This window comes from Streptomyces sp. NPDC003032 (assembly GCF_053591415.1).
This window is the reverse complement of the sequence record NZ_JBSFTT010000023.1, coordinates 94,439-120,572: the sequence shown is the minus strand read 5'-3', so window position 1 is coordinate 120,572 and position 26,134 is coordinate 94,439. Positions and strand designations below refer to the sequence as shown.

Genomic DNA, 26,134 nt, shown 5'->3' with positions numbered 1-26,134 from the left:
GTCACCGAACAGCACGAACGGGGGACGCTTCCCCCTCATGAGGCCGAAGATACGTGCGAGGTGGGACGGGTCCCCCCGCACCCTTCCCAACTGACGCTCCGTCACCTTCAATGGGCGGTGTGATGGGACACGCAGGAATGGCGGCCACCGCCGTTCGATACCTCAGGTCGGTCGGGGCGCCCACCACGGGCCCCGTCGAAGCACTGCCGCGCCCGCAGCTGCGGGCGGTCGGCGACGACGAGCGGGCGCCGCTGGATCCGGCCGAGTTCCGGCGTGTACTGGGGAACTTCGCGACCGGCGTCACCGTGATCACGGCGCCGGCCACCGACGAGGACGGAGGGGGCCCCGCCGGATTCGCCTGCCAGTCCTTCTCGTCGCTCTCCCTCGACCCGCCCCTCGTCTCCTTCATGGTGGCGCGTACGTCGACGACGTGGCCCCGCATCGCCCGTGCGGGCGTCTTCTGCGTGAACGTCCTGGGCGCCGACCAGGGCGAGCTCTGCCGGGGCTTCGCGGTGAGCGGGGGCGACAAGTTCGCCGGGGTCGTCCACGACGCGGCGCCCGTGTCCGGGTCGCCGCGGCTGGCCGGTGCCCCCGCCTGGATCGACTGCACGGTCCACGCCGTGCACACCGGCGGCGACCACCTCATCGTGGTGGGCCGGGTGGACGCGCTCGGCACCGCGGACGGTGACACGGAGCCGCTGCTCTTCCACCGGGGCACGTTCGGCCGCTTCACCCCCTGACGCCCATCAGCCGGACCTCCGCCGGATCACCAGCGCCATCAGCGCCGCCGCCGCGCACAGCGCCCCGGAGGCGTACCAGATCACGTCGTACGACCCGAAGGTGTCCCGTACGACACCACCGGCGAACGCGACGACGGCGGCACCCATCTGGTGCGAGGCCAGGACCCAGCCGAAGACGATCGCGCTGTCGTCGCCGTACTGCTCGCGGCAGAGGGCGAGGGTCGGCGGGACGGTCGCGACCCAGTCCAGGCCGTAGAAGACGATGAAGAAGATCATCGGCGGGTGGACGTTCGGGGCGAGCAGGATCGGGAGGAAGAGCAGCGAGACGCCGCGCAGCGCGTAGTACACGGCGAGCAGGCGGCGCGCGTCGAAGCGGTCCGTGAACCAGCCGGAGGCGATCGTTCCCACGACGTCGAAGACGCCGATGACGGCGAGCAGGGAGGCGGCGGCCGTGATGGGCATGCCGTGGTCGTGCGCGGCGGGCACGAAGTGCGTCTGGACCAGGCCGTTCGTCGAGGCCCCGCAGATCGCGAAGGACCCCGCGAGCAGCCAGAACGGGCCGGTGCGGGCGGCCTTGAAGAGGACGTTCAGCGTGCGCCGGGCGGCCCCGGTGACGGGCGCGGGCTTCTCCACGTACTCCTTGGCCCCGTACGGCTTCAGGCCGACGTCCGCCGGGTGGTCGCGCAGCAGCAGCCATACGAAGGGGACGACCGCCAGGGCCGCGAGCGCGACCGTCACGGCGGCCGGGCGCCACTCGTAGTTGTCGACGATCCAGGAGAGCAGCGGCAGGAAGATCAGCTGGCCGGAGGCGGAGGCGGCCGTGAGGATGCCGGTGACGAGGCCGCGCCGCTCGGTGAACCACCGGTTGGTGACGGTGGCGGCGAAGGCGAGCGCCATCGAACCGGAGCCGAGCCCGACGAGCAGCCCCCAGCAGAGGAGCAGTTGCCAGGCGGAGTCCATCCACACGGTCACACCGGAGCCGACCGCGATCACGACGAGGGCGACCGCGACGACCCTGCGGATGCCGAAGCGGTCCATGAGCGCGGCGGCGAACGGCGCGGTGAGCCCGTACAGGGCGAGGTTGAGGGAGACCGCGAGGCCGATGGTCCCGCGCGACCAGTGGAACTCCTGGTGCAGCGGGTCGATGAGCAGGCTCGGGAGCGAGCGGAAGGCGGCGGCGCCGATGATCGTCACGAAGGTGACGGCGGCGACGAACCATGCGCGGTGAATACGGGGGGCGCGGCGGCTCGGCCCGTCCGGCCCCTCCACGCCGCTCGCCGCGCTCGCCGCATCGTGCGCACTCGGGTCACTCGGGTCACTCTGATCGCTCTGATCGCTCGGGTCACTCGGCCCGGCGGTCCCCGCGGGCGGCTCGGTTGTCTGGGTCACGTCATACAGGATCGGTGTCCGGGTCGGCCGGAACGAGTGGCCCGAGGGACATGGTTCGCTAGGATCGGGCCATGGCCGATTCTGCGGGATCCCACACCCGGGCAGTGCCCCGGCACCGCGTCGTCGTGCTCGCTCTGGACGGCGTCATACCCTTCGAACTCGGCATCCCGCAGCGGATCTTCGGTCTCGCCCGCGGCGCCGACAGGCGTCGGCTGTACGAGGTCGTGACCTGCTCGGTCCGGCCGCCGGGGCCGGTCCGCTCGGACGCCGACTTCGCGATCCTGGTCGAACACGGCCCCGAGGCGCTGGCGACCGCGGACACGGTCGTGGTCCCGGCGTCGTACGAACTGGGCCCGGTGTACGAGGAGGGGCGCCTCACCGACGAGCTGGCCGCCGCGCTCCGCCACATCAGGCCGGGCACCCGCCTGGTCTCCATCTGCACGGGCGGGTACGTCCTTGCCGCCGCCGGCCTCCTCGACGGCCGCCCGGCGACCACGCACTGGGCCTCCGCGGCCCACTTCCAGGAACTCTTCCCCCGGATCGAGGTCGACGCGGACGTGCTCTTCATCGACGACGGCGACGTGCTGACGTCGGCGGGCGTGGCCGCCGGCGTCGACCTCTGTCTGCATCTCGTACGCCGCGACCAGGGCGCCGCGGTCGCCAACGACGTGGCCCGCCGCACCGTCGTACCGCCCCACCGCGACGGCGGTCAGGCGCAGTACATCCACCGCCCTGTGCCGGAGCCGCAGTTGGCGACCACGCGGACGGCCAGGGCCTGGGCGCTCGCCCGCCTCGACCAGCCGCTGCAGCTGCGCGACATGGCCGCGCAGGAGTCCATGTCGGTACGTACGTTCACGCGTCGCTTCCGCGAGGAGGTCGGCATCAGCCCGGGGCAGTGGCTGACGCAGCAACGCGTGGAGCGGGCGCGGCACCTGCTGGAGTCCAGCGGCCTCTCCGTCGACCAGGTGGCGCGGGAGGCCGGCTTCGGCACGGCCCAGTCGATGCGGCAGCACCTACAGGCCGCGCTCGGGGTCACCCCCACCGCGTATCGCCGTACGTTCCGCGATGTCACCACCGGCTGAGGGCACGTCTTCAGCGCCCTCGGCGTCCTTGTCGTTCTCGGACACCGGCGGCTTCACCTCCCCGAGCACGCCGATCACCGTCAGCAGCACCCCGAGCCCGACGCCCGCCAGAATGGCCGTCGACGGCGATACGACACTCAGCAGACCGCCCGCCAACGACCCGCTCGCCGCGTAACCGGCGCCCACAGCCGCGTACATCACCGAGTAGCCCGCCGCCAGGGCGCTCGGCGGCAGCACCTCGCGGAGCGACAGGTTCCGGGTGAGCATGGCCCCGGCCTGCAGTACGCCCGCCACCCCGAGGACGGCGAGCAGCCAGCCCACACCGGGCAGCACGGCGACGGTCGCCAGGCACCCCGCGACAGCGAACATCATCACCATGCTCTGCGTACGCAGCCGCCCCGGCCAGGTCCGCAGTCCGTAGACGAACGACCCGACCGCGGAGCCGATCGCGAGCCCGGCCAGCAGGGGGCCCGCCCAGCCCACCTCGATGCCGCGCTGCTCCAGGAGCGCGGGCAGGACCAGTTCGGCGAGGGCGAGCATCGACAGGCTGGCCGCGCCCGTCACGAAGATCGGCCAGGCCCGCGCCAGGATCCGCACCATGGATTCCCCGCCGCGGTCGTCCGCGTCCGACCGCCAGCCCACGGGCAGCATCCACAGCCCGGCGACGGAGGCGCCCATCAGCGCGCCCGCCAACAGCGGCGGCAGCACCGGCGAGGCTCCGAGCGCGAGCCCCGTCACGGCGGCGGGCGCGACCGCCCAGATGGCGAAGGTCAGCATGGCCTCGACGGACAGGGCCTGCGCGACGGCCTTCTCCGGTACGACACTGGTCAGCAGCGCGCGCAGGGCGCCGGGGGCGGCGGCTGGGGCGGCTCCGGCGGTGAACGCCAGCGCTCCCAGCGCGGCGGGGTGCGCGTGCGGCAGGGCGCCCAGCGCGAGGAACGCCAGCGCTCCCACCGCCAGGCCCGCGGCCAGCTGCGGTCTGGCCCGCTCGGCGCGCACCCGCATGCCCAGGAGCGGGGCTCCTACGATCTCCCCGATCACATACACCGCGGCGAGTACCGCGCCCAGGGTGTATCCCCCTGGCCGCTCCCGGACCAGGAAGACCAGGGCGAGGGGCGCGGCGGCCACGGGCATCCGGGCCGCCACCGCCACGGTTCCCCACCGGATGACGCCCCCGGATATGACCTCGCGATAACTCATCCCCAGAACCTAACGGGCCCTCCCTGAGCTGTGCGCACCGCAAGGACCTTTCCCACCCACCCATCCGCCCGTTGCCCCGGAGCCTCAAAACGTAAGAACCGCCCTCGCCACCCTCCCCGCCCCCGCATCCCCCGCCGCCTTGTCGAAGTCCTCGACCGCATACGTGGCCGTCACCAGCTCGTCCAGCAGCAAGCGGCCGCCCCGGTACATCTCCGCATACAGCGCGAAGTCCCTCTGCGGCTGCGAACTCCCGTACCTGCAGCCCAGTACCGCCTTGTCCAGGAACAGCGAGGCCACCACGAATGACGCCTCCGCCGTCGCCCCCGGCATCCCGAGCAGCACCGCCTGCCCGTGCCGGTCCAGCAGATCCACCGCCTCCCGTACCAGCGACACCCGCCCCACACACTCAAACGCGTGGTCGACGCCCTGCGGCAGCACCTCCCTGACCCCTTGGGTGGACGGGAAGAAGTGCGTGGCGCCGAACTGCCGGGCCACCGCCTCCTTCGCGGGGTTCGCGTCGACGGCGACGATCGTCGCGGCGCCCGCGATCCTCGCGCCCTGCAGCACATTGAGCCCGATGCCCCCGGTCCCGATGACGGCCACGGAGTCCCCCGGCCCGACCTCGGCCCGGTTCAGGACCGCCCCCACTCCCGTCACCACCGCACAGCCGATCAACGCGGCCGACGTCAGCGGGACGTCGTCCGGGATCTTCACGGCCTGCACGGCGGCCACGAGTGTGCGCTCGGCGAACGCGGAGTTGGCCGCGAACTGGTACACCGGCTCACCGCCCCGCGAGAACGGCTGGGCCGGCATCCCGATGGCCTTGCGGCACATGGTCGGCCGCCCCCGCCCGCACTCCGCGCAGAGGCCGCAGTTCGCGATGGTGGACAGCGCCACATGGTCCCCGGGAGCCACATGCGTGACGCCGGCCCCCACCGCTTCCACGACGCCCGCGCCTTCGTGCCCGAGCACCACGGGCAGCGGGAACGGAATGGTTCCGTCGATCACCGACAGGTCGCTGTGGCACAGCCCGGCGGCGGCCACCGCGACCAGCACCTCGCCCGGTCCCGGGTCACGGATCTCCAGGTCCGCCACGACCTCGACGCGCTTCCCGTCAAAAACGACACCCCTCATGACACACCCCTCACTACGCACCCACTCCACACGACGCACCCCTCACCGAGGCCCCCTCGCCTCTCTCGGCAGACCGAGCACCCGCTCGGCGATGATGTTGCGCTGAACCTCGTCCGAGCCGCCGTAGACCGTGTCGGCGCGGGTGAAGAGCGAGAGCCGCTGCGCCGCGTCCAGTTCGTACGGCGCGTCCGGTCGCCAGTCCGAGGGGCCGACCGCGCCCGCCGCCCCCCGCACCTCCATGGCCAGCTCCCCGAGCCGCTGATGCCACCGGCCCCACAACAGCTTGGCCACACTGGGAGCGCCCGGCAGAGCATCCGCCCCCGCGCCCCCGAGCGTCCGCAACGCGTTCCACCGCATGACCCGCAGCTCCGCCCACTGCCGGACCAGCCGCTCCCGTACCACGGCGTCCCGGACCGCCCCGGAGGCGACCGCGTCCCGCACCACGCCCGCCAACTCCTCCGCGAAGCCGATCTGTTGCGTGAGCGTGGAGACGCCGCGCTCGAAGCCGAGCAGTCCCATGGCGACCCGCCAGCCGTCACCGACGCCGCCCACCACATGCGCGGCACGCGCGCGTGCGCCGTCGAAGAAGACCTCGTTGAACTCACTCGTGCCGGTCAGCTGCCGAATGGGCCGCACGTCGACGCGTCCGGGCTGGTCCATGGGCAGCAGCACCAGCGAAAGCCCCCGATGTCCCCGGGACGCCTCCTCCGTCCGTGCCAGCACGAAGCACCAGTCGGCCTCCCGCGCGAGAGACGTCCAGATCTTCTGGCCGGTGACGACATAGCCCGCCCCGTCCCGAACGGCCCGCGTCCGCACCGCCGCCAGATCGGAACCGGCGCCCGGCTCGCTGTACCCCTGGCACCACAGCGCCTCGCCCCGCGCGATCGGCGGCAGGAACTCGTCCCGCTGCTCCTGAGTGCCGTAGGCCAGGAGCGTCGGCGCGAGGAGGTTCTCGCCGATGTGCCCCCAGCGGCCGGGCGCCCGCGCGCGGGCGTACTCCTCGGCCCAGACGACCTGCTGGGTGAGTGTGGCCCGCCGGTTGCCGTACGCGTCGGTGTCCCAGCCGATGCCGATCCAGCCGCCGCGACCCAACTCGCGCTCCCAGGCGCGCCGTTCCGGGCCGCCCTCGTGCTCGCTGCCGGGGCCGCCGCGTCCGCGCACCCCCGCGTGACCGCCGGTGAGGTGCTCCGCGAGCCAGCCGCGCGCCTCCTCCCGGAACGCCTCGTCCTCGGGCCCGAAGCCGAAATCCACAGTCGCCCCTCCCCCTTCGCCGCTCGCCCTCCTCCGCCGCCTACGCGTTCGGGCGCGCCTTGTCGGCCGCCGCCTTGGCCATGGCCTCCAGTTGCGCCAGCATCGGCATGGGGTCGGTGCCGACCGTCCCGGGCAGGAAGTCGGCGATCTTCTCCGGGGTCCAGGCTCCGTCCGCGTACCCGGCGCGCAGCTCGCGCGGCTGCGCCCATACGGCGATCTTGGGGCCGGCGATCGTATAGACCTGTCCGGTGATGCGCTCCTGTCGGGCCCGGTCGCTCAGCAGATAGACGACCAGGGCGGCGACGTCCTCCGGCTCCCCGATCTCCTTCAGCTCCATCGGGACGTTCGCCGACATCCGCGTGCGGGCGACGGGCGCCACGGCGTTGGCCGTCACCCCGTACTTGTGCAGGCCGAGTGCGGCACTGCGTACCAGCGAGATGATTCCGCCTTTGGCCGCGCTGTAGTTGGCCTGTGCGACGGAGCCCTGGTGGTTGCCGCTGGTGAACCCGATGAGGGTGCCAGAGCCCTGCTTCCGCATCACCGCCGAGGCGGCGCGGAAGACGGTGAAGGTGCCCTTCAGATGAGTGGCGACGACCGGGTCCCACTCGTCCTCCGACATGTTGAACAGCATCCGCTCGCGCAGGATCCCCGCGACGCACACCACCCCGTCGACGCGCCCGTACTCGGCGAGCGCGGTGTCGACGATCCGCTGTCCGCCGGCCATGGCCGAGATGTCGTCCGCGACGGCGACGGCCTCGCCGCCCGCGGCCCGGATCTCCTTGACCACGGCGTCGGCTATCTCGCTGGTCGGCTCGGCGCCCTCCACGGAGACGCCGTAGTCGTTGACGACGACCTTCGCGCCCTCGGCCGCCGCGGCGAGCGCGACAGCCCTGCCGATGCCGCGCCCGGCACCGGTGACAGCCACCACCTTGCCTGCCAAGAAGTTCCCCACGCCGGCCCCTTCCCGCGGTTTCTGACGGACCGTTAGATTCTATGGCCCGGCCGACGCCGAAAGACAAGCCCCGCGGAGGATTCATGTCACTGCCGCCCGAGTTCCACGACATCGCCAAACGCGTGAACAACTGGGGGCGTTGGGGCGCCGCCGACGAGACCGGCACGCTCAACCTCATCACCGACGACGTCGTACGGGCGGCCGCCGCCGGGGTCCGCTCCGGGCGCCGCGTCCCGCTCGCGCTGCCCCTCAAGGAGGACGGCGTCCAGACGGGACTGATCCCGGGCCGCGTGAACCCCCTGCACACCATGGTCCAGATCAACCAGGAACTGTTCGGCGCCGGCGCGGTCGCCACCAGCGACGACGCGGTGACGATGGGGTTGCAGACCGCCACCCACTGGGACGCGCTCACCCACGCGTCACACTCCGGGATGATCTACAACGGCCGCCCCGCGGACAGCATCACCGCCCACACGGGCGCACGGTTCAGCGGCATCGACAAAGTCCCGTACATCGTCTCGCGCGGCGTCCTGCTCGACATCGCACGCGCCAAGGGCCTCGACCGGCTGCCCGGCGACCACGCCGTCACACCCGAAGACCTGGAAGAGGCCGAGGAGTTCGCGGGCGTCACGGTCCGCGCCGGCGACATCGTCCTCGTACGCACGGGACAGGTCCAGGTCTATCTGGCGGGCGACAAACACGCGTACGGCCATCCGTCACCCGGCCTCTCGCTGCGCACCCCCGAGTGGTTCCACGCGCGGGACGTGGCCGCGGTCGCCAATGACACCCTGACCTTCGAGATCTTCCCGCCCGAGATCGAGAACCTGTGGCTGCCCGTCCACGCGCTCGACCTGGTCGAGATGGGGATGCCGCAGGGCCAGAACTGGAACCTGGAGAAGTTGTCCACAGCCTGTGCAGAAGTTTCCCGCTACGCCTTCCTGCTCTCCGCGATGCCGGAGCCGTTCGTCGGCGGCACGGGGACACCCGTGGCTCCGGTCGCGGTGCTGTGAGCGCGGTGCCGTGAGCCCGCTTCTCGGACGGCGGCGCGGCGGCTTCCGCCCCGAGCGCGATGCCGCGCGCCGCCATCCGGCTCGGCGCTCGACACTGCCCCTCGCGCCCCGAGGGGACCGACGCCGAAGTCGCGATCCACGTCTCGTCAAGGACCACGGTTCAAGGATTTCCGTCACCGAGCACCCTCGACGTCCCCTCGCGGCGAATCGCTGCACACAAGCGTGATCAATCGGACACGCTACGTCAACACCCTGCTGGGGATTAAAGAATTATGCCCGTTTTGTCGTGCCGCGCATGGGTGCGCGCATCGTGGCACGCGACGGCGCACAAGGGCTCAGGGTCAGACGGATTCGTACGCCACGTCGGCATCGGCATCGGCGTCGACGGCGGCACTGATGTCGACAGCGAGGTCGGCGGCGAGGCCGACATCGGCATCGACAGCGACGTCGGTGTCCCCATGGGACACCCCGTCGAAGGTCGCGGCGGGGACGCCCGGTTCGCACCGGTCCACCTCGCACCAGATGCTCTTGCCGCCGCCCTCGGGCTGCCAGCCCCAGCGGTCCGCGAGGCCGTCCACCAGCTCGAGGCCGCGGCCGTTGGTGTCGTCACCCTCCGCGTGCCGCTGCTTGGGCGGGAGGGCGCTGCGGTCGGCCACCTCCACCCGGACCGTCCCCGGCACGTCGTCGGGGACGCCGGACACGAGCATGCGCAGCACGGCCGGACAGCCCGTGTGCACAACGGCGTTGGTGACGAGCTCCGAGATCAGCAGGATCAGCGTCTCGGCCACCGGCTCGTCGATCTCTATACCCGACCCCGCCAGACGCGAACGGGCCCATCGCCTGGCCCGCCCCACCTCCGCGGGGTCGGCCCCGACCTCCAGCTGAACTTGAAGCACCTGCACCGCTCACACCATCCGAACCGGCGGACACATCGCCTCGCGACTCCACGGGGTCACGGAACGTGATCCCCTTAGGAGACAGCATGATTGACGTTCAGTTACCCCAACAAGCGCTTCGGGCATATTCCAGCGCGAAGGAGTACGCGTGCTGCATACTGTGCGACGCGTACCGCGGGGGGTCGAACAGGCGGGCATGAGACCCCGGCCCGCGCCGCGAGCGGCGCGCATCGCCGGGTCCGGCGCCGCCACAGGGGCGCCACCGGGATGGCTCAGCCTCAGAACCACTCGCATCTCACACAAGGTACCCGAGCCGGGCGCCGACTCCGTGCCGTGACGAGTCACGCGTAGGACACAACCCGATATCAACGCTCCGTAATGTAACGGAGCGCTGTCACAGCGCATCGGCAAGCGCTTCCTCGGCCTCGGTGGATCCCTGGCCCAGCTCCGAGCGCACCCAGGCCCGCTTGAGGTGCAGATGCACCTCGGCCTCCCAGGTGAACCCCATGCCGCCGTGCACCTGGAGGCAGTCGCGCGCGTTGCGCACGGCGGCGTCGTCGGCAAGCAGCTTGGCGCCGGAGATCTCCAGCGGGTCCCCGGTGACGGCGGCGGCGTACACGGCGGCGCGGGCGACCTCCGCGCGTACGAGCATCCGCGCGCAGAGGTGCTTCACGGCCTGGAACGCGCCGATGGGCCGCCCGAACTGTTCGCGCTCCCGGGCATGTCGGACGGCCATCTCACAGGTCCGTGCGGCGCTGCCGAGCTGCTCGGCGGCGTGCAGGAGCGTCCCCCGGCCGGGGGCGGAGGGGCCCGGCACGCGGTGGAGCGGCGTCAACGGATCGACGGACCGCAGCGCGACGGCCCCCGTCGCGTCCCCCTGGACGACGTCCGCCTCCTCCAGCCACGGCACCAGCGTCCCGTCGACGGCCGTCACGACGACATCCCCCGTGGCGGCGCCCTCCACCTCGCCCGCCGCCAGGAACGACGCCACCGCCGGCCCGGGCAGCAGCACCCGCCCCGCCTCCTCGAAGGCCAGCACGGCCTCCGGCGGCCCGAGCCCGGCGCCGCCCCGCTCCTCGGACAGCGCCAGGGAGAAGAAACCCGCCTCGCCCAGCTGCCGCCAGAGCCCCCGGTCGATCCGGTCCCCGGCGGCGTCCCGCGCGCAGGCCTCCGACGAGAACCGCCGATAGAACCGCCCCTCCAGGACTTCCCGCACCCCGGACCGCAAGGCCCGCTGGTCATCCGTCAGTTGGAAATCCATACGGGCTCTCACCGTCCCTTGGGCAGGCCGAGGATCCGCTCGGCCACGATGTTCTGCTGGATCTGCGAGGTCCCCGCGGCGATCGTGTACGACAGCGAGGACAGCCGGTCGAGGGTCCACTCGTGCCGGAGGTCGAGCGCGCCCGCCCCGAGCACCTCGGCGGCGGCGTCGTACAGCTCCTGCCGCGCGTGCGAGTACCGCAGCTTGAAGACCGAGCCGCCCACCCCCGGCACCCCGCCGGAGCGCTGGGACTCGCTCACGTTCCACTGCGTGAGCCGCCACAGCGCCGAGAACTCGGCGGAGAGCCGCCCGAGCCTGCGGCGCAGCGCAGCGTCGTCCCAGCGGCCGTTCCCTCGGGCCTCGCGGGCGATCTCGCCGAGGATCCGGCGGCAGGCCACCACCTCCCCCACGAAGGCGGTGCCCCGCTCGTAGGAGAGGGTCACCATGGTCACGCGCCAGCCGTCGTTCTCGTCGCCGACGCGGTGGGCCACGGGCACCCGCACCTCGTCGAGGAACATCTCGGCGAACTCGGTCGACCCGGCGAGGGTCCGCAGCGGGCGCACGGTGATCCCCGGGGCGTCCATCGGCATCGCGAGCCAGGAGATGCCCCGGTGCTTGGGCACGGCCTCGCTCACCGGTGTCGTACGGACGAGCAGTTCACACCAGTCGGCGACCTCCGCGTGCGAGGTCCAGATCTTGGACCCGCTCACTACGTAGTGGTCGCCGTCCCGCCACGCGCGCGTGCGCAGCGACGCGAGGTCGGAGCCCGCGTCCGGTTCACTGAAGCCCTGGCACCACACCTCGTCGCCGCGCAGCACGGGCGGCAGCCAGCGCGCGCGCTGTTCCGGGGTGCCTTCGGAGGCGATGGTGGGTCCCGCGTGCAGCAGTCCCACGAAGTTGGCGCCCACATAGGGGGCGCCCGCTCTCTCCGTCTCCTCCAGGAAGATCAGCCGCTGCGTGGGGGAGGCGTCCCAGTGCACGTGGCCGTAGCCCGCGTCGTACAGCATGCGCTGCCACGTCGTGTCGTACGCGCGCCGTCCCGGCCAGTCCCGCGGGGAGGGCTTGGCGGGAAGCTCGGGGAGCACCGTCGCGAGCCATGCGCGCAGGCCGGCCCGGAAGGCTTCCTCCTCCTCGGTGTAGGTGAGGTCCACGCGCGCGGCCTACTTGTCCAGGTCCAGGCCGAGCATGCGGATGGCGTTGCCGCGCATCAGCTTGTGGACCGTCTCGTCGTCGAGTCCCTTGACGTGGTCGAGCGCGACCTCCTTGGTGTGCGGGAAGGTCGAGTCGACGTGCGGGTAGTCGGTCTCGAAGGTGGCGTTGTCCCGGCCGACGACGTCCAGGGAGGCGATCCCGTGCTTGTCGCGGAAGAAGCAGCAGAACATCTGCCGGTAGTAGTAGGTGGAGGGCGGCTCGGGGATCAGGTCCTTCACGCCGCCCCACGCGCGGTGCTCCTCCCATACGTCGTCGGCGCGCTCCAGGGCGTACGGAATCCAGCCCATCTGCCCTTCGGAGTAGGCGAGTCTCAGCGTCGGGAACTTCACGAGGACGCCGCTGAAGAGGAAGTCCATCATCGACGCCATGGCGTTGTTGAAGGAGAGCGAGGCCTGCACGGCGGGCGGGGCGTCGGGGGACGCGGCGGGCATCTGGGAGGACGACCCGATGTGCATGTTCACGACGGTGCCGGTCTCCTGGCAGACGGTGAAGAAGGGGTCCCAGTAGCCGGAGTGGATCGACGGCAGCCCCAGGTAGGTCGGGATCTCGGAGAAGGTGACGGCCCGCACGCCCCGCGCGGCGTTCCGCCGGATCTCGGCGACCGCCAGGTCGATGTCCCACAGCGGGATGAGGCAGAGCGGGATGAGGCGGCCAGCGCTGTCGCCGCACCACTCCTCGACCATCCAGTCGTTGTACGCGCGTACGCAGGCGAGGGCGACCTCCTTGTCGGCGGCCTCCGCGAAGGTCTGGCCGCAGAAGCGCGGAAAGGTCGGGAAGCACAGGGACGCCTCGACGTGGTTGAGGTCCATGTCCTTGAGGCGGGCGACGGGGTCCCAGCAGCCGCGCCGCATCTCCGCGCGGGTGATGCCCTCCAGGGTCATGTCGTCGCGGTCGAAGCCGACGGCGGCGATGTTGCGCTTGTACGGGAACTTGAGGTCTTCGTAGATCCACCAGTCGGTGGGCGGCCCGTCCGGGTCCATGGTGATCTGGTATCTGCCGCCCACGTAGGCGAGCTGCCCGATGCCGGCCGTGAGGGGCTTGGGGCCTCGGTCGCGGTACTTGGCGGGCAGCCAGGTCTCGAAGAGATGCGCGGGTTCGATCACATGGTCGTCGACGCTGACGATCCGAGGAAGCTCGGTCATGGTGTCTCCTCCGGTCATCTCTCCGGTCCCTCCGGGCTATCTGATGACCCGTCAGATAGCAGGCTAGCCCCGCGCCTATGGACCGACAAGGCGCCGAGCTCTACGCTCTCGGCACCGTCTGACTGCCCATCAGCTCGCGCCCGTATCCGAGGGGATCGCATGAGGACCTCGCAGAACGAGACCCCGTACGACGGCGACGGGACCCCGTACGGGCGCGACGACACCGCGTACGGACTGGGCGCCTCCCGCACGCTCTGGGAGCTGGTCGAGCGCCGCGCCGCCCTCACCCCCGACGCGCCCGTCCTCATCCAGGCCGCCGCCGACCCCGCCGACGACCGCACCCTCACCTTCGGCGCGCTGCGTGAGCGCGCCGAACGCGTCGCCGCCGGGCTGTACGGCATGGGCGTGCGCCCCGGCACCGTCGTCGCCTGGCAGCTGCCCACCCGCGTCGAGACGGCCCTGCTCTCCTTCGCGCTCGCCCGCGTCGGCGCCGTCCAGTCCCCGGTCATCCCCTTCCACCGCGACCGCGAGGTCGGCTTCGCGCTGCGCGAGTCCCGGGCGCAGTTCTTCGCGGTGCCCGGCGTGTGGCGCGGCTTCGACCACGCGGAGATGGCGCGGCGGCTCGGCGCCCAAGGCGTCTTCGAGGCGTACGACGAGCTGCCCGACGGCGACCCGTCCGTACTGCCCCCGCCGCCCTCCGACGGCACGTCGGTGCGCTGGATCTACTGGACGTCGGGCACCACGTCCGACCCCAAGGGCGTCCTGCACACCGACCGTTCACTGATCGCGGGTGGCTCCTGCCTGGCCCACGCGCTGCGTCTGAAGGCGTCGGACGTCGGCTCGATGGCGTTCCCCTACGCGCACATAGCGGGCCCCGACTACACGGTGATGCTGCTCCTGTACGGCTTCCCCGCGGTCATGTTCGAGCACTTCGCGCTGCCGGACGCGCTCGACGGCTACCGGCGGCACGGCGTGACCGTGGCGGGCGGGTCCACGGCCTTCTACTCGATGTTCCTCGCCGAGCAGCGCAAGCTGCCGCCGGGCCGGAAGGCCATCCCGACGCTGCGGCTCCTGGCGGGCGGCGGGGCGCCCAAACCGCCGGAGATCTACCACGCCGTCGTACGCGAGATGGGCTGCCAGCTCACGCACGGCTACGGCATGACCGAGGTCCCGATGATCACCATGGGCGATCCGGACGACACGGCCGAGAACCTGGCGACCACGGAAGGCAGGCCCCCGCCCGGCATGGAGATCCGCATCACCGGCGCCGACGGCGAGGAGCTGCCCCCGGAGACGGACGGCGAGATCCGGCTGCGCGGGGAGGCCGTCTGCCGGGGCTACGTCGACCCGGAGCAGAGCGCGGCCGTCTTCGACGCCGACGGGTTCCTGATCACCGGGGACCTCGGCCACCTCACGAAGACGGGCCACCTGGTCCTCACCGGGCGGGCGAAGGACATCATCATCCGCAAGGGCGAGAACATCTCCGCCAAGGAGATCGAGGACCTCCTCCACCGGCATCCGGCCGTCGGCGACGCGGCGGTCATCGGGCTGCCCGACCCCGAACGCGGGGAACGGGTCTGCGCGGTGGTCGAACAGCGCGAAGGCGCCGCGCCATTGACCCTGGACGCGGTCACCTCGTATCTGCGCGGGGAAGGCCTCTCCACCTACAAGCTGCCGGAACAGCTGGAGGTCGTCGAGACGCTTCCCCGCAACGAGACGCTGCGCAAGGTGCTCAAGTACAAGCTGCGGGAGCGCTTCTCACGGGCCCCGTAATGCTTCGGCAATGCTTCGGCCCGACTCGAAAGCACTCACTCGGGAACCGTGAAGTACTCCGCGAACGCCGTCACGATCTCCTGCTCGGCGACCTTGCCGTCGCCGTCCGCGTCGAGCCCGGTGGCCGTCGCCGCGGCGATGCCGTCGGGCACACCGAGCGCCTTGAGCGCGCGCTCGACCTCGCCGGGGGCGACCGCTCCGTCGCCGTCGGCGTCGGCGATGCCGATCGCGGCGTGCAGGAAGGGCCGGGCGATCTCGGCGAACCGCCCGGAGTTGTCCCGCAGCCGCTTCACCGCGCCGCCCACGAACTCGTCCCGGGTGATTCGCTGGTCCCCGTCCCGGTCCGCGATCCCGGCCATGCCCTGCCAGAACGCCTCGGCTCCGATGTAGAGGGCCTGCCCCTTGTCGGACCGCGCCGTCGCGCCGAACTCCTTGCACAGGGCTGCCGCCGCCGTGCTGAAGTCCTCACGGGAGATGTACTCGTTGCCGTCCTGGTCGAAGATGGCGAACCGGGCCGCGATCTTACGCTCGTACTCGGCACTGTCCATGGTCTTCGGGCCGCCTCACTTCCGCGGTTGGGTGCACTTCAGGGGGTGGGTACCCCGGCAGCGAGCGTACGTCGTCGAAGGGGTGATGTGCCGCGATGTGCTCCACTGTTCCGTGTGGAAGCGGTCGCGGCGAGTGTCATAGCGGTGCTGGGAACCCTCCTGGGCGCGGGGGTCACCCACGCGTTCCAGCGCAGGGCGATCGAGCGGACGGAGGAATTCACCCGCCGCGAGAAGCTGCGCCAGGAGCGGATAGACGCGTACTGCGCGTACGCGGGCGCGCTGGTCAACTACCGGCGGGTCCTGGTGGACCGCTGGTTCAGCAGGCACGGGGACCGCGTCGAGGAGGGCGAGGAGTCGCGCTTCCGGTCGTACGAGATGCGGTCCGAGGCGCAGGAGGCGCTGTTCCGGGTGCAGTTGCTCACCAGCGAGGACGCACTGGTCCAGCTGGCCTGGGAGACCCTCGACAAGGTCGCCGACGTGCACCGGACGGACGACCGCGACGGCCTGGCGGAGCGGCGCCGGATCTCCCGGGAGGCCATCAACTCCTTCGTGGCGGCGGCCAAGCGGCACGTCTGAGGGCTACGCGGAGAGCGGTGTCGCCGCCTCGTCGAGGGCCGCGCCGACGTCCGGGAAGACCTCGAAGAGCCTGCGGACGCCGAGGGCCGCGAGGACGCGGTTGACGTGCGAGCCGTCGACGGCGCCCTGCGCGGGCAGGATCAGCCGCAGCCGGCCCTGGCAGGAGCGGATCAGACGGCGCGTGGCGATCAGTACGCCGACGCCGCTGGAGTCGCAGAACAGCACGTCGGAGAGGTCGAGGACGACACTGCGGCGGCCGTCCGCCACCGCGTCGTGCACCCGCTGGCGCAGCACGGGCGAGGTCAGCACGTCCATCTCGCCGGACACGCGCAGCACGGCCCAGCCGGACTCCTCGCCCACCGCCACCTTGAGCGTCACGCGCCACGCCTCTCGCCAGCCCTGCCCCGTCCGCGGCCCGGAGTATCCGGAAGCGGTCCTTACGCTTCGTTCTGCTTCGGCTGCCCCACCGCCCTCCCATGAAACACCAGGGGCCCACCGTCAATATCATCCGGTGTCCGCCAGGGTTCGCGCTTTGCCGTAAACAGGAGTGCACTGTCAGTGCCGCCGACTACATTCGAGGGACAGTCGGAAACGGGACGGGCAGGCACAGCAAGGCGAGCGTACGAGGGGGCCGCATGCCGAAGGACGCGCCGCGGCGCTGGGACCACCGGATGCAACAGCGGCTGGCGCACGGGGAAGCCGCCGCCCTGGGCGAGCTGTACGACCGCTTCGCCTCGCTCGTGCACAGCCTCGCCCACCGCGTCCTCGGCGACGAGCGCGCCGCCGACCGCATCACCCGCGAGGTCTTCGCCCACATCTGGGAGAACCCCGACGCGTACGACCCCAAGCAGGGCCCCCTGCGCTCCTGGATAGCCGGGCTCACCCACGAGCGGGCGGTCCGCAGGCTCCGCCAGACAGAGTCCGCCGCCCTGGCCCGGGGCGGCGAGGGCACCCGGGAGGACCTGGAGCGCAAGGTGCGCCGCGCCTCGGTCGCGGCCCGCGCGGACTACATCGTGACGGCCATGCCCACCCCACTGCGGGCCGCACTGGAGCTGGCGTACTTCCAGCGGCGCGACTACCGCCAGACGGCGGCCGACCTCGGCGTGACGGAGGACGAGGCCCGGCGCAGGCTCCGCCTCGGCCTCCAGCTCCTGTCGACGGCCAACGACACCGCCGACCCCTCCGCGAGCCCCGCCGCCGGCGCCTCGCCCGGGTACGGGACAGCACTGTGACCGGCTCCGACCGCCCCGAGCCGTACGAGGAGCCGGACGGCACCGGCGCCGCCGCCCCGCGCATACCGCAGCCGCGCTCCTCCATAGAGGACACCGGACAGCCCGTGCCCGACCCGCCGCCGCCCAAGCCGCCGCCCGAGCCGCTCGTCCTGGAGCACCCCGTCCTGAAGTCCCTGCTCGGCGCCTGGGCGCTCTCCGCGTGCTCGGCGGCGGAGGCCCTCGCCGTCGAGGAGCACCTCGGCGACTGCGGGCCCTGCGCGGAGGAGGCGCTGCGGCTGCGCGACGCCGTCGGCCTGCTGCACCCCGAGGAGAGCCTCGACCTCGACCCCGGTCTGCGCACGCGCGTCCTGGAAAGCTGCCTCGTCCGCCGCCCGCCGCGCATCCCGGTGCCCGAGTGGGCCGTGCCCTACGACGCGGAGACCGCCCGCCTCGACGCCCTGCTGCGGGACATCGGCGACTCGGAGTGGCACGCTCCGGTGCGCCTTCGCTGGTTCGAGCGGGACGCCCCGGTGAACAGGAGGACCACCGTGGCCGGCGTCATCGCGCATCTCCTCGCCGTCGACGGCCTGGTCGCGGTCGCCCTCGGCCTCGACGACCCGCTGGGTCCCGGGACCGCGGGCCCACGGCTCCCGACCCACCGCACCGAGGCGTACTGGCGCGCCGCGCGCTTCCCGCCGACGCGCGCGGTGCGGGGACCCTGGCGGGACCAGACCCACGAGGTCATCCGCACGGTGTCCTTCGCGGGCGACGGCTCCGGGCGGCTCCCCGTGCCGTACGGGACGGTGCCACCGGCCGAACACGGCGGCGACGCCGTCGGCCCTGGACCGGGGACGGACACGAGGACTGGGACGAGGACTGGGACGGGGACAGGGACTGGGACGGGGACAGGGACGGTGATCGCGCTGCCGCTGCGGGACGCGATGGTGGACCGCGCCTTCGAATGCTGGATCCACGCGGGCGACATCGCCGACGCGGTCGACTACCCCTACGAGCCGCCCGCGCCCCGGCACCTCCACCGCATGATCGACCTCGCCGCGCGGCTGCTCCCCGGCACACTGGCCGACCGCCGCCGCTCCGGGCTCGCCACGCCGTCCCGCGGCCTGATCGCGGCGGGCGCGCCGGGCCGCAGCCTGCGCCTGGAGATCGAGGGGCTGGGCGGCGGCGAGTGGTTCATCCCGCTCGACTCACCGGGCGCGACGGCGTCGGCCGAGCGCGAGGTGGCCCATGTGGCCCTGGACGGCGTCGAGTTCTGCCGTCTTGCCGCGGGCCACATCTCCCCGGTGGAAGCGGCCGCGGGCCAGAACGGCGACCGCGAGGCGATCAGAGACGTCCTGTTCGCGGCGGCTTCACTGAGCAGGCTGTAGCCCCGGGGTCCCCGAGCCACCCGGGGCCCCGGAGGCACCCGGGATCAGGCGAAGACGACCGTCCGCCGCCCGTTGAGCAGAATCCGGCGCTCCGCATGCCACTTCACGGCCCGCGCCAGCGCCTGGCACTCCACGTCACGGCCGATCGCGACCAGCTGGTCGGGCGTCACGTCGTGGCCGACCCGCTCGACCTCCTGCTCGATGATCGGCCCCTCGTCGAGGTCGGCCGTCACATAGTGCGCGGTGGCACCGATCAGCTTCACGCCGCGCGCGTGCGCCTGGTGGTAGGGCTTGGCGCCCTTGAAGCTCGGCAGGAACGAGTGGTGGATGTTGATGATCCGCCCGCTCAGCTCCTTGCACAGGTCGTCCGAGAGCACCTGCATATAGCGCGCGAGGACGACCAGCTCCACGTCCGCCGAGCGCACGACCTCAAGGAGCTGCGCCTCGGCCTGCGGCTTGTTGTCCCGGGTCACCGGAATGTGGTGGAAGGGAATGTCGTACGAGGCGACGAGCTCCGCGAAGTCCGTGTGGTTGGAGACGACCGCGGCGATCTCCACCGGCAGCGCGCCGATCCGCGAGCGGAACAGCAGGTCGTTCAGGCAGTGCCCGAACTTCGACACCAGCAGGACGACCCGCATCTTCTCCTCGGCGCGGTGGATCTGCCACTCCATGTGGAAGGAGTCGCCGATCGCGGCGAAGCTGGCCCGCAGCTTGTCGACGGTCACCGGGGCCTCGGCGGAGAAGTGGACGCGCATGAAGAACAGCCCGGTGTCGTGGTCACCGAACTGCTGGCTGTCCTCGATGTTGCATCCGGTCATGAAGAGATAGCTCGACACGGCGTGCACGATGCCCTGCTTGTCGGGGCAGGACAGGGTGAGGACGTACTGCTCAGCGGGCGCGGCGGGGGCGACAGACTGCTCGTTCATGCGGCCAAGGTTCCCATACGCGCCGCCCGCCGCGGGCAGGCGTCCACCCCGGCTCACCGCACGCTCAGGCCGAGCGGGTCAGGATCCGGAGCACCTCAAGCGTCCGCGGCGCCTCGTCGGGATCCTCCCCGTCCCCCGCCGCGAGGCGTACGTGCGCCTCGCGCGCCGCCCGTACGGCGTCCGGCCAGCCCGGGTGCCGGAGGTAGACGGAGACCATCGCGTCGGGCCCGACCTCGTGCATGATCCGCAGGACCCTCAGCACGGCCGTGTCGACGAGGGCCGCCTCCTGCGGGTCCCGGAAGATCGTCCCTACGTACTTCTCCGCGGACCAGTTGTCCAGCCACGTGTCCTCGACGAGCCGGTACACGGCGTCGGTCACGTCCCCGTACTCCTCGCGCCCCGCGAGCCAGCACGCGCGCTGGAAGTCGGGGTCGGAGAGCATGTGCAGCGCCGAGCGCACATTGCTGCGCCAGCGCCACCACGGCATGTCGTTGGTCGGCATGCCCCCCATGGTGCTGGAGCGACGGCCGCGACGGGAAGTGTTCTCCGAACCTTGCACGGTCATCGATCGTACGTTCCCACTTCATGCACTCGAATCGGCCCCCGCCCGTTCACCGTGATGTCACTGTCCGTTGAGAACGAGTCACTCCACGGTTGGCCCTCCACCGGCATCGTGCGGGGACATGACCGGCCGGCGACGCACCTTCCTCCCCCGCCCCTCCCGAACCGCGGCCCTCTCCGCGGCCGCCGCGGCGGCGTGCACGTCACTGATCGCCGGATGCGGGGTCATCCCTGGTACCTCGGGGGGTTCCAGGGACGACCCCATCACCGTCATGACCTGGGCCCCCGAGAAGACCAAGGCCACCAACAAGCCGGGCGTCCCCGCCATGGCGCAGGCCTACGCCCGCTGGGTCAACGCGCACGGCGGCATCGACGGCCACGAGCTGAAGGTCATCACCTGCAACGACCACAACGACGCGGCGGGCGCCGCCGACTGCGCACGTGAGGCGGTCGACCAGGACGTGGCGGCGGTCGTCGGCGCGTACAGCCAGCACGGGAGCTCCTTCCTCGCCCCGCTGGAAGTCGCGGGCATCCCCTACATCGGCGGCTACGGCATCACCGACGACGAGTTCAGCAGCCCCCTGTCCTACCCCGTCAACGGCGGCGAACCGGCCCTCCTCGCGGGCAACGGCCGCCAGCTCGCCGCCCGCTGCGACCGCGTCTCCCTCGTACGCCCCGACACCCTCGCCGGCGACGAGCTGCCCAAGCTGCTCAACTCCGGGCTCCGCGACGGCCACCACAAGCCCGTCGCCGACATCCGGGCCCCCGAGGACGGCACCGACCTCACCCCGCAGGCCGAGCAGGCGCTGGAGCACGCGGGCGCCAAGGACGGCTGCGTGACGGCCGCGCTCGGGGCGCGCACCGACACCTTCTACGACTCGTTCCGGCGCACCCGGGACGACTATCCGCCGGTACGGATCTCCTCCGTGCTCGGCAGCGTCGACCAGTCCCTCGTCGACCGCACCGGCGGCGCGAGCGGCCCGTACGAAGGGGCGTACGTCACCGGCTGGTACCCGGCGTCGGGCGACCCCCGCTGGTCCCAGATGCGCAAGGTCATCCGCGAGCAGGCGTTCGGCGACAACCGGGTCGACCCGGCCGACGCGGGCGTCCAGACGACGTGGATCGCGTACACCGTCCTGAAGCAGGCCGTCGAGTCGCTGGACGGCGGCGAGGTCTCCGCCCGCACCCTGCGCCGCGCCCTCGACGGCGGTCTGCGGGTCGGGACGGGCGGCCTCACCCCGCTGCTGAGCTGGCGCTTCGAGGACCTGCTCGCGGCCAGCGACTTCCCGCGCCTGATCAACTCGGGCGTCACGTTCCAGGTGGTACGGGACGGACGGCTCGTCCCGGCGCGCGAGGGTTTCGTGAACGTGGAGCAGACGCTGGAGCAGTCGACGTAACCGACGCGACCGGCGTAACCCCTACAGCCGGGACTCCTCTACAGCTGGGACTTCTCGCGCGTGGTCAGCCCGTACTTGCGGGCGATCGCGTTCCAGTGGTTGGCCGCCTGTTCCTTGGCGGTGGTCGCCTCGCCGCTCGCGCGGTTGCCCGCGCCCTGCTGCGGGGTGCTGCGGGCGTGGCCCTTCTTGCACCCCTTCTTCCCTGCCACCTGGTCCGCCCACGCGGCGTAGTGGTTGTCGGCGGACGCGGACGCCTTCCAGGCCCTGTTGAGGGAGGACGTCAGGAGGTCGTTGGCCGGGAGCTTGTCGACCTTCAGCCCGGCGAGGCGCGTGACCAGGCCGTTGCGCTGCTTGGCGGCGGCGCGCAGGTCGGTCGCCGACTGGCTGAGGTCCTTGCACTTCCCGACGTTGCGTACGGCGGCGATGACCATGTCACGGCTGTTGTTGCTGTCGGCCAGCAGCTTGTCCAGGGCGACCGCCTGCGCCTTGGCCGGGTCGGCGGAGGGAGAGGGGCGCTCGTCGGCCGGGGCGGACGCGGAGACGGGCTTGCCGTCGTCCGCCTTGTCGTCATCGCCCCCGGAGCTGAGGAGCGCGCCCGCGCCGACGCCGAGCACGGCGATGCCGACGCCGACCGCGGCGATGAGCGGCACCTTCGAGCCGGTGCGGGTGCGCCGGCCGCCTCCGTGGCCGCTCCCGGCGGGGGCCGGCGCGGGCGCCGGGGCCGACCCCGGGGCCTCGAAGCGGGGCATCTGCTGGGTGGAGGCGGGCCCCTCGGCCTCCTGCTCCGTACGGAAGAGACTGTCGAACTCGGCGGGCGGCTGCCGGTCGCCGGGGGCGCCGGGCCGGATGCCGTAGGGCGCGGCGGCCGGCTCGGGCGGCGCGCCGTGACCGGCGGGGCCGGTGCTGCCGGGGACGGGCGCGATGTACTGCGTGGGCTCACTGTCGGACGCGGGGCCGGGCGCGGGGGCCTGGGCGCGGCCGAGGTACCGCGTGGCGTCGCCACCCGTCGCCTCGGGCGGCAGAGCCCCGGGTCTCACCGGGGGTATGTACTGCGTGACCCCCTCATCACCGCCCCCGGCGGCGGGAACGGGCGCGATGAACTGCGTGGCATCACCGTCGCCACCGCCCCCGCCGGGCACGGGCTCGATGTACTGCGTCGCGTCCCCGTCGCCCCCGCCGAAACCCGGCGAGACAACGGGAGGCAACGGACCAGCACCTTGCCCAAGCGGTGGAAGCGGCATGCGGTGAGCGCCGTGCGGTGGCTGCTGGACGCTGTGGCCGGGCTGGGTTCCCGGCGCGGGCTGAGCACCGTAGCCGGGCTGGGGGTCGTACGCAGGCTGGGCCCCGTGCGCGGGCTGAGCACCGTGGCCCGGCTGAGCAGGCTGGGCGCCGTGCGCGGGCTGAGGGTCGTATCCAGGCTGGGCGCCGTGGACGCCATGGCCGGGCTGCCGTCCATGCGCGGGCTGGGCGCCATATCCCTGCTGACCGCTGTACGGAGCGTCGCCCTGGGCGGGCTGCGCGGCGGGAGCACCTTGTCCGGGCTGGGCGGCGTATCCCTGCGCGCCCTGCTCGGGCTGAGCCGCGTAGCCCTGCTGGGCGCCGTACGAGGTGTCCGCGTCCTCCGGGGGCAGGGGCATCGCCTGGGGCTGTCGGCCGTCCCAGGGCTGGGGTCGGCCGTCCTCGGGGCCCCAGGGCCGGCCCCACGGCGTGCCGCCCGCCGGGGTGGTCTGCCGGCCCGCGGTGCCGGGAAGCAGGGGCTCGCTGCCGTCCGCGGGCAGCACGACGCCCTCGTGGGCGGGCCGGTCCGCGGGCTGCCGCGGATCGGAGGAAGCAGCGCCCTGACCGCTCTGCTGCGTCACCGGGACTCCTACACATGGGGGGACCTACGGAACCGTCGGCTCACGCTACCGGGTCCCCGCAGCCCTCTGCCACGCAGCCAGGGACGGCGTCTCCCGCCCAGTGGTGGGAGTAACAAAACCTTCCGCCCGTACGCTGAACAAGGCGCGCCCGCGCGCCTCACGCCGCCTGCACGTCGACCCGCGCCCCGAACTCCCGTACCACCGGCTCCTCCTGGTAGGGCTCCAGGCGCTGCTGGAAGTCCTCCAGGTACTCCGCGCCGCGGTTCGACCGCAGCGTGCCGAGGAGTTCCACGGCCTTCATGCCCGTGTGGCACGCCTGTTCCACCTCGCGCCGCTGCACCTGCGCCGTGGCGAGCAGGACCAGGCCGATCGCGCGGCGCCGGGCCCGCGTCTCCGGATGCCCGTCCAAAGACTCCTGCGCGCTGCGCGCCGCCGCCTCCGCCTGCCCGAGGTCCCGGTGACAATGCGCCATTTCATCGGCCAGATACGCATGGTCGAAGTGCTCGATCCACACCGGGTCGTCACCGGAGTCCGCCTCGCCGGTCGCCCGGTCCATCGCCTCCGTCGCGCGTCCCGCCACCGCCTGCGTGGCCCGCGCGTCCCCGAGCAGCGCGTGCCCGCGCGCCTCGGCGGCGCAGAACATCGCCTCCACGCGGGGCGTGACCCTCCCGCGCGTCCCCTCCTGCGCGGCCCGCGCCAGCTGCGCGATCTCGCGCGGGTTCCCGAGCTGGGCGGCGAGATGGCTCATCGACGCCGCCAGCACGTACCCGCCGTATCCCCGGTCCCCGGCCGCCTGGGCGAGCCGCAGCGCCTGGATGTAGTACCGCTGGGCGAGACCCGGCTGGCCCGTGTCCACGGCCATGTAGCCAGCCAGCTCCGTCAACCGGGCGACCGCCGCGAACAGTTCCCGCCCGACCGCTTCCCGGTAGGAGCCCGCGAGCAGCCCGGAGACCACGGAGTTGAGGTAGTGCACGACGACGGGCCGCACATGACCGCTCCCGTACTGGTGGTCGAGGCGCGTCAGTGCCTCCGTCATCGCCTTGACCGCCGCCACGTCCGCCATCCCGACGCGCGGCCCGGCGGTCCGTCCGACCTGCGGGTCCGGCGAGGAGATCAGCCAGTCGCGGCTGGGCTCGACGAGCGCGGACGCGGCCACGGACGAGCCGGAGAGGAAGTCCCGCCGGCCCACGTCGCTGCGCCACAGCTCGCAGACCTGCTCGATGGCGCCGAGGACGGTCGGCGAGAACTGCAGTCCCACACCGGAGGCGAGGTTCTTGCCGTTCGCCATGCCGATCTCGTCGATGGTGACGGTGCGGCCCAGCTTGCGGCCGAGCGCCTCCGCGATGATGCCGGGTGCCCGGCCGCGCGGCTGCTGCCCGCGCAGCCAGCGCGCCACCGACGTCTTGTCGTAGCGCAGATCGAGACCGTGCTCCGCGCCGCACATGTTGACCCTGCGGGCGAGGCCGGCGTTGGAGCAGCCGGCTTCCTGGATGAGCGCTTGCAGCCGTTCGTTGGGCTGCCGCGCGACGAGAGGCCTGGCGGCCATGGCGTACCCCCTGTGTGCACCGTGGACCATCGGATACGGGGCGGCCGCCGGGGCCGCCTCACGACGATCAATGCCCTTGGGGCAAGGCGAAGATGCGCCACGAAAGAGGCATAAGAAGCCATGAAGAACCACAAGTAAGAAGATGTATGGATCTGCTCGGAGTTCCTCAGAGGCTTCCTCGGAGGCTCCCTCCGAGGCGTCTTCCGGTTGCCCTTGACCTGGCTACCCGCACATGGATGCCATTTCCCCCGCGCGCCCCCACCCGTGCACCCGTGCGCCCGTTCGCAGGATCGATGCCCCTCCCCCGCCCTCGCGTGCGCCCGTAACCCGGGGTGTCGGCGGGAGTTGAGAACTCCGTGGAAGAGACCATCGGAGTCACGTCAGCCGCGCAGATCCCGAAGCAGCGCGGAGCAGCCTTGCTGGACACGGCCGTGCGATACGCGGAGGAGCGTCACTGGGACATCTTCCCCGGTACATGGCTGGAGTACGCCGAGGGCGCCGAGCGGTGCTCGTGCGGCAGCGCCGTGTGCGCCTCCCCCGGCGCACATCCGGCGCGCGAGGACTGGCCGACCCAGGCCACCGGCAGCGCGACCGTGGCCCGGCGGCTGTGGCAGAAGCAGCCCAAGGCGTCGATCCTGCTGCCCACGGGGCGTACGTTCGACGCGATCGACGTGCCTGAGACCGCCGGGTTCCTCGCGCTCGCCCGCATGGAGCGCATGGAGCTCACGCTCGGCCCCGTGACGTGCACACCGGACCGGCGCATGCAGTTCTTCGTACTCCCCGGGGCCACCGCCAAGGTCCCCGACCTCGTACGCAAACTGGGCTGGCCACCGGCTGCCATCGATCTGGTCACGCTCGGCGAGGGGGCCTACGTGGCCGCTCCCCCGACCCGCTTCGGTGCCTCGGGCGCCGTCCAGTGGGCCTGCCGCCCGACCGCCGCCAACCGCTGGCTGCCGGACGCGGAGGAGATCATCTCCCCGCTGGCGTACGCGTGCGGCAGGGAAGCCCGCCGCTGAGCCGTCGGCCGCACCCGCGGGCCGCCCCCGACGTATCGTGCGGACACGACGAAGGCGGCGAAGGCGG

General features: G+C 72.3%; 24 protein-coding genes. 9 read left to right on the top strand and 15 right to left on the bottom strand.

Annotated elements, in window-relative coordinates; genetic code table 11:
- Positions 1-122: 122 nt before the first annotated feature.
- Positions 123-740 (top strand): flavin reductase family protein, encoded by a 618-nt coding sequence (locus tag ACWDZ7_RS28660; RefSeq protein WP_451800913.1) that lies wholly within the window; start codon positions 123-125, stop codon positions 738-740.
- Between the two features lie 6 nt (positions 741-746).
- Here ACWDZ7_RS28660 and ACWDZ7_RS28655 read toward each other — a convergent pair whose 3' ends face one another.
- Complete coding sequence (locus ACWDZ7_RS28655) at positions 747-2,009, bottom strand: MFS transporter (RefSeq protein ID WP_451800969.1); 1,263 nt, start codon at positions 2,007-2,009, stop codon at positions 747-749.
- A 191-nt stretch (positions 2,010-2,200) separates the two neighbouring features.
- On the opposite strand from ACWDZ7_RS28655, the gene ACWDZ7_RS28650 reads away from it, so the two are divergent.
- Entirely contained in the window at positions 2,201-3,211 is a 1,011-nt protein-coding gene (locus ACWDZ7_RS28650; RefSeq protein ID WP_451800911.1) for a GlxA family transcriptional regulator, read from the top strand.
- On the opposite strand, the gene ACWDZ7_RS28645 is transcribed toward ACWDZ7_RS28650, so the two are convergent.
- The 4 genes from ACWDZ7_RS28645 to ACWDZ7_RS28630 all read right to left on the bottom strand — a co-directional run bounded on the left by ACWDZ7_RS28645 (position 3,143) and on the right by ACWDZ7_RS28630 (position 7,748).
- Positions 3,143-4,411, bottom strand: coding sequence for an MFS transporter (locus ACWDZ7_RS28645; RefSeq protein WP_451800909.1), 1,269 nt, complete (start codon positions 4,409-4,411; stop codon positions 3,143-3,145). The two genes, ACWDZ7_RS28650 and ACWDZ7_RS28645, sit on opposite strands and share 69 nt — an antisense overlap.
- An 84-nt stretch (positions 4,412-4,495) precedes the next feature.
- A complete protein-coding gene (locus ACWDZ7_RS28640) occupies positions 4,496-5,545 on the bottom strand; it encodes a Zn-dependent alcohol dehydrogenase (RefSeq protein ID WP_451800908.1) in 1,050 nt (349 codons plus the stop codon).
- 42 nt (positions 5,546-5,587) lie between these two features.
- On the bottom strand, positions 5,588-6,796 hold the full coding sequence (locus ACWDZ7_RS28635; RefSeq protein ID WP_451800907.1) for an acyl-CoA dehydrogenase family protein: 1,209 nt from the start codon (positions 6,794-6,796) through the stop codon (positions 5,588-5,590).
- A gap of 40 nt (positions 6,797-6,836) precedes the next feature.
- The gene (locus ACWDZ7_RS28630) at positions 6,837-7,748 is read right to left on the bottom strand and encodes an SDR family NAD(P)-dependent oxidoreductase (RefSeq protein WP_451800906.1); all 912 of its coding nucleotides are present in this window, start codon (positions 7,746-7,748) and stop codon (positions 6,837-6,839) included.
- An 83-nt stretch (positions 7,749-7,831) separates the two neighbouring features.
- On the opposite strand from ACWDZ7_RS28630, the gene ACWDZ7_RS28625 reads away from it, so the two are divergent.
- Positions 7,832-8,758 (top strand): cyclase family protein, encoded by a 927-nt coding sequence (locus tag ACWDZ7_RS28625; protein WP_451800905.1) that lies wholly within the window; start codon positions 7,832-7,834, stop codon positions 8,756-8,758.
- A 341-nt stretch (positions 8,759-9,099) separates the two neighbouring features.
- Here the strand turns inward: ACWDZ7_RS28625 and ACWDZ7_RS28620 are convergent, their stop codons facing one another.
- From ACWDZ7_RS28620 to ACWDZ7_RS28605, 4 genes are all read right to left on the bottom strand, one after another.
- The gene (locus tag ACWDZ7_RS28620; RefSeq protein ID WP_451800904.1) at positions 9,100-9,660 is read right to left on the bottom strand and encodes an ATP-binding protein; all 561 of its coding nucleotides are present in this window, start codon (positions 9,658-9,660) and stop codon (positions 9,100-9,102) included.
- 388 nt (positions 9,661-10,048) lie between these two features.
- Positions 10,049-10,915: an acyl-CoA dehydrogenase family protein gene (locus ACWDZ7_RS28615; RefSeq protein WP_451800902.1), complete on the bottom strand. Its 867-nt coding sequence runs from the start codon at positions 10,913-10,915 to the stop codon at positions 10,049-10,051.
- 8 nt (positions 10,916-10,923) lie between these two features.
- Positions 10,924-12,066: an acyl-CoA dehydrogenase family protein gene (locus ACWDZ7_RS28610; RefSeq protein ID WP_451800900.1), complete on the bottom strand. Its 1,143-nt coding sequence runs from the start codon at positions 12,064-12,066 to the stop codon at positions 10,924-10,926.
- A gap of 9 nt (positions 12,067-12,075) precedes the next feature.
- Positions 12,076-13,269 (bottom strand): amidohydrolase family protein, encoded by a 1,194-nt coding sequence (locus tag ACWDZ7_RS28605; protein ID WP_451800899.1) that lies wholly within the window; start codon positions 13,267-13,269, stop codon positions 12,076-12,078.
- A 159-nt stretch (positions 13,270-13,428) separates the two neighbouring features.
- Between ACWDZ7_RS28605 and ACWDZ7_RS28600 the strand changes: the two genes are divergently transcribed.
- Positions 13,429-15,042: a class I adenylate-forming enzyme family protein gene (locus ACWDZ7_RS28600; protein WP_451800898.1), complete on the top strand. Its 1,614-nt coding sequence runs from the start codon at positions 13,429-13,431 to the stop codon at positions 15,040-15,042.
- 35 nt (positions 15,043-15,077) lie between these two features.
- Here the strand turns inward: ACWDZ7_RS28600 and ACWDZ7_RS28595 are convergent, their stop codons facing one another.
- The gene (locus ACWDZ7_RS28595; RefSeq protein ID WP_451518506.1) at positions 15,078-15,590 is read right to left on the bottom strand and encodes an EF-hand domain-containing protein; all 513 of its coding nucleotides are present in this window, start codon (positions 15,588-15,590) and stop codon (positions 15,078-15,080) included.
- 114 nt (positions 15,591-15,704) lie between these two features.
- On the opposite strand from ACWDZ7_RS28595, the gene ACWDZ7_RS28590 reads away from it, so the two are divergent.
- Positions 15,705-16,166 (top strand): hypothetical protein, encoded by a 462-nt coding sequence (locus ACWDZ7_RS28590; RefSeq protein ID WP_451800896.1) that lies wholly within the window; start codon positions 15,705-15,707, stop codon positions 16,164-16,166.
- A 3-nt stretch (positions 16,167-16,169) separates the two neighbouring features.
- Here ACWDZ7_RS28590 and ACWDZ7_RS28585 read toward each other — a convergent pair whose 3' ends face one another.
- Positions 16,170-16,544, bottom strand: coding sequence for an STAS domain-containing protein (locus ACWDZ7_RS28585; protein ID WP_451800895.1), 375 nt, complete (start codon positions 16,542-16,544; stop codon positions 16,170-16,172).
- A 257-nt stretch (positions 16,545-16,801) separates the two neighbouring features.
- Between ACWDZ7_RS28585 and ACWDZ7_RS28580 the strand changes: the two genes are divergently transcribed.
- Positions 16,802-17,398: a sigma-70 family RNA polymerase sigma factor gene (locus ACWDZ7_RS28580; RefSeq protein ID WP_451800893.1), complete on the top strand. Its 597-nt coding sequence runs from the start codon at positions 16,802-16,804 to the stop codon at positions 17,396-17,398.
- Entirely contained in the window at positions 17,395-18,762 is a 1,368-nt protein-coding gene (locus tag ACWDZ7_RS28575) for a zf-HC2 domain-containing protein (protein ID WP_451800891.1), read from the top strand. The genes ACWDZ7_RS28580 and ACWDZ7_RS28575 overlap by 4 nt, the downstream gene beginning before the upstream one ends.
- A gap of 44 nt (positions 18,763-18,806) precedes the next feature.
- Here ACWDZ7_RS28575 and purU read toward each other — a convergent pair whose 3' ends face one another.
- Both purU and ACWDZ7_RS28565 read right to left on the bottom strand, forming a co-directional pair.
- Positions 18,807-19,688 carry a formyltetrahydrofolate deformylase gene (gene purU, locus ACWDZ7_RS28570; RefSeq protein WP_451518501.1) on the bottom strand — a complete coding sequence of 294 codons (882 nt, stop codon included), beginning with the start codon at positions 19,686-19,688 and terminating at the stop codon, positions 18,807-18,809.
- 64 nt (positions 19,689-19,752) lie between these two features.
- Positions 19,753-20,253, bottom strand: a complete 501-nt coding sequence (locus ACWDZ7_RS28565) for an SCO4402 family protein (RefSeq protein WP_451800889.1) — start codon at positions 20,251-20,253, stop codon at positions 19,753-19,755.
- 118 nt (positions 20,254-20,371) lie between these two features.
- Here ACWDZ7_RS28565 and ACWDZ7_RS28560 point away from each other — a divergent pair, with 118 nt between their 5' ends.
- Positions 20,372-21,646: an ABC transporter substrate-binding protein gene (locus ACWDZ7_RS28560; protein WP_451800887.1), complete on the top strand. Its 1,275-nt coding sequence runs from the start codon at positions 20,372-20,374 to the stop codon at positions 21,644-21,646.
- A gap of 38 nt (positions 21,647-21,684) precedes the next feature.
- Here ACWDZ7_RS28560 and ACWDZ7_RS28555 read toward each other — a convergent pair whose 3' ends face one another.
- Complete coding sequence (locus ACWDZ7_RS28555) at positions 21,685-23,505, bottom strand: hypothetical protein (protein ID WP_451800885.1); 1,821 nt, start codon at positions 23,503-23,505, stop codon at positions 21,685-21,687.
- A 157-nt stretch (positions 23,506-23,662) separates the two neighbouring features.
- Entirely contained in the window at positions 23,663-25,051 is a 1,389-nt protein-coding gene (locus tag ACWDZ7_RS28550) for a transcriptional regulator (protein WP_451800883.1), read from the bottom strand.
- 356 nt (positions 25,052-25,407) lie between these two features.
- Here ACWDZ7_RS28550 and ACWDZ7_RS28545 point away from each other — a divergent pair, with 356 nt between their 5' ends.
- Entirely contained in the window at positions 25,408-26,067 is a 660-nt protein-coding gene (locus ACWDZ7_RS28545; protein ID WP_451800881.1) for a bifunctional DNA primase/polymerase, read from the top strand.
- The last annotated feature ends 67 nt before the right edge of the window (positions 26,068-26,134 follow it).

Bases quoted from the DNA above. Each gene is read 5' to 3' on its own strand.
- ACWDZ7_RS28660 (WP_451800913.1), top strand. From the start codon at position 123: ATGGGACACGCAGGAATGGCGGCCACCGCCGTTCGATACCTCAGGTCG.
- ACWDZ7_RS28650 (WP_451800911.1), top strand. From the start codon at position 2,201: ATGGCCGATTCTGCGGGATCCCACACCCGGGCAGTGCCCCGGCACCGC.
- ACWDZ7_RS28645 (WP_451800909.1), bottom strand. From the start codon at position 4,411: ATGAGTTATCGCGAGGTCATATCCGGGGGCGTCATCCGGTGGGGAACC.
- ACWDZ7_RS28640 (WP_451800908.1), bottom strand. From the start codon at position 5,545: ATGAGGGGTGTCGTTTTTGACGGGAAGCGCGTCGAGGTCGTGGCGGAC.
- ACWDZ7_RS28625 (WP_451800905.1), top strand. From the start codon at position 7,832: ATGTCACTGCCGCCCGAGTTCCACGACATCGCCAAACGCGTGAACAAC.
- ACWDZ7_RS28615 (WP_451800902.1), bottom strand. From the start codon at position 10,915: ATGGATTTCCAACTGACGGATGACCAGCGGGCCTTGCGGTCCGGGGTG.
- ACWDZ7_RS28605 (WP_451800899.1), bottom strand. From the start codon at position 13,269: ATGACCGAGCTTCCTCGGATCGTCAGCGTCGACGACCATGTGATCGAA.
- ACWDZ7_RS28600 (WP_451800898.1), top strand. From the start codon at position 13,429: ATGAGGACCTCGCAGAACGAGACCCCGTACGACGGCGACGGGACCCCG.
- ACWDZ7_RS28595 (WP_451518506.1), bottom strand. From the start codon at position 15,590: ATGGACAGTGCCGAGTACGAGCGTAAGATCGCGGCCCGGTTCGCCATC.
- ACWDZ7_RS28580 (WP_451800893.1), top strand. From the start codon at position 16,802: ATGCCGAAGGACGCGCCGCGGCGCTGGGACCACCGGATGCAACAGCGG.
- purU (WP_451518501.1), bottom strand. From the start codon at position 19,688: ATGAACGAGCAGTCTGTCGCCCCCGCCGCGCCCGCTGAGCAGTACGTC.
- ACWDZ7_RS28565 (WP_451800889.1), bottom strand. From the start codon at position 20,253: ATGACCGTGCAAGGTTCGGAGAACACTTCCCGTCGCGGCCGTCGCTCC.
- ACWDZ7_RS28560 (WP_451800887.1), top strand. From the start codon at position 20,372: ATGACCGGCCGGCGACGCACCTTCCTCCCCCGCCCCTCCCGAACCGCG.
- ACWDZ7_RS28550 (WP_451800883.1), bottom strand. From the start codon at position 25,051: ATGGCCGCCAGGCCTCTCGTCGCGCGGCAGCCCAACGAACGGCTGCAA.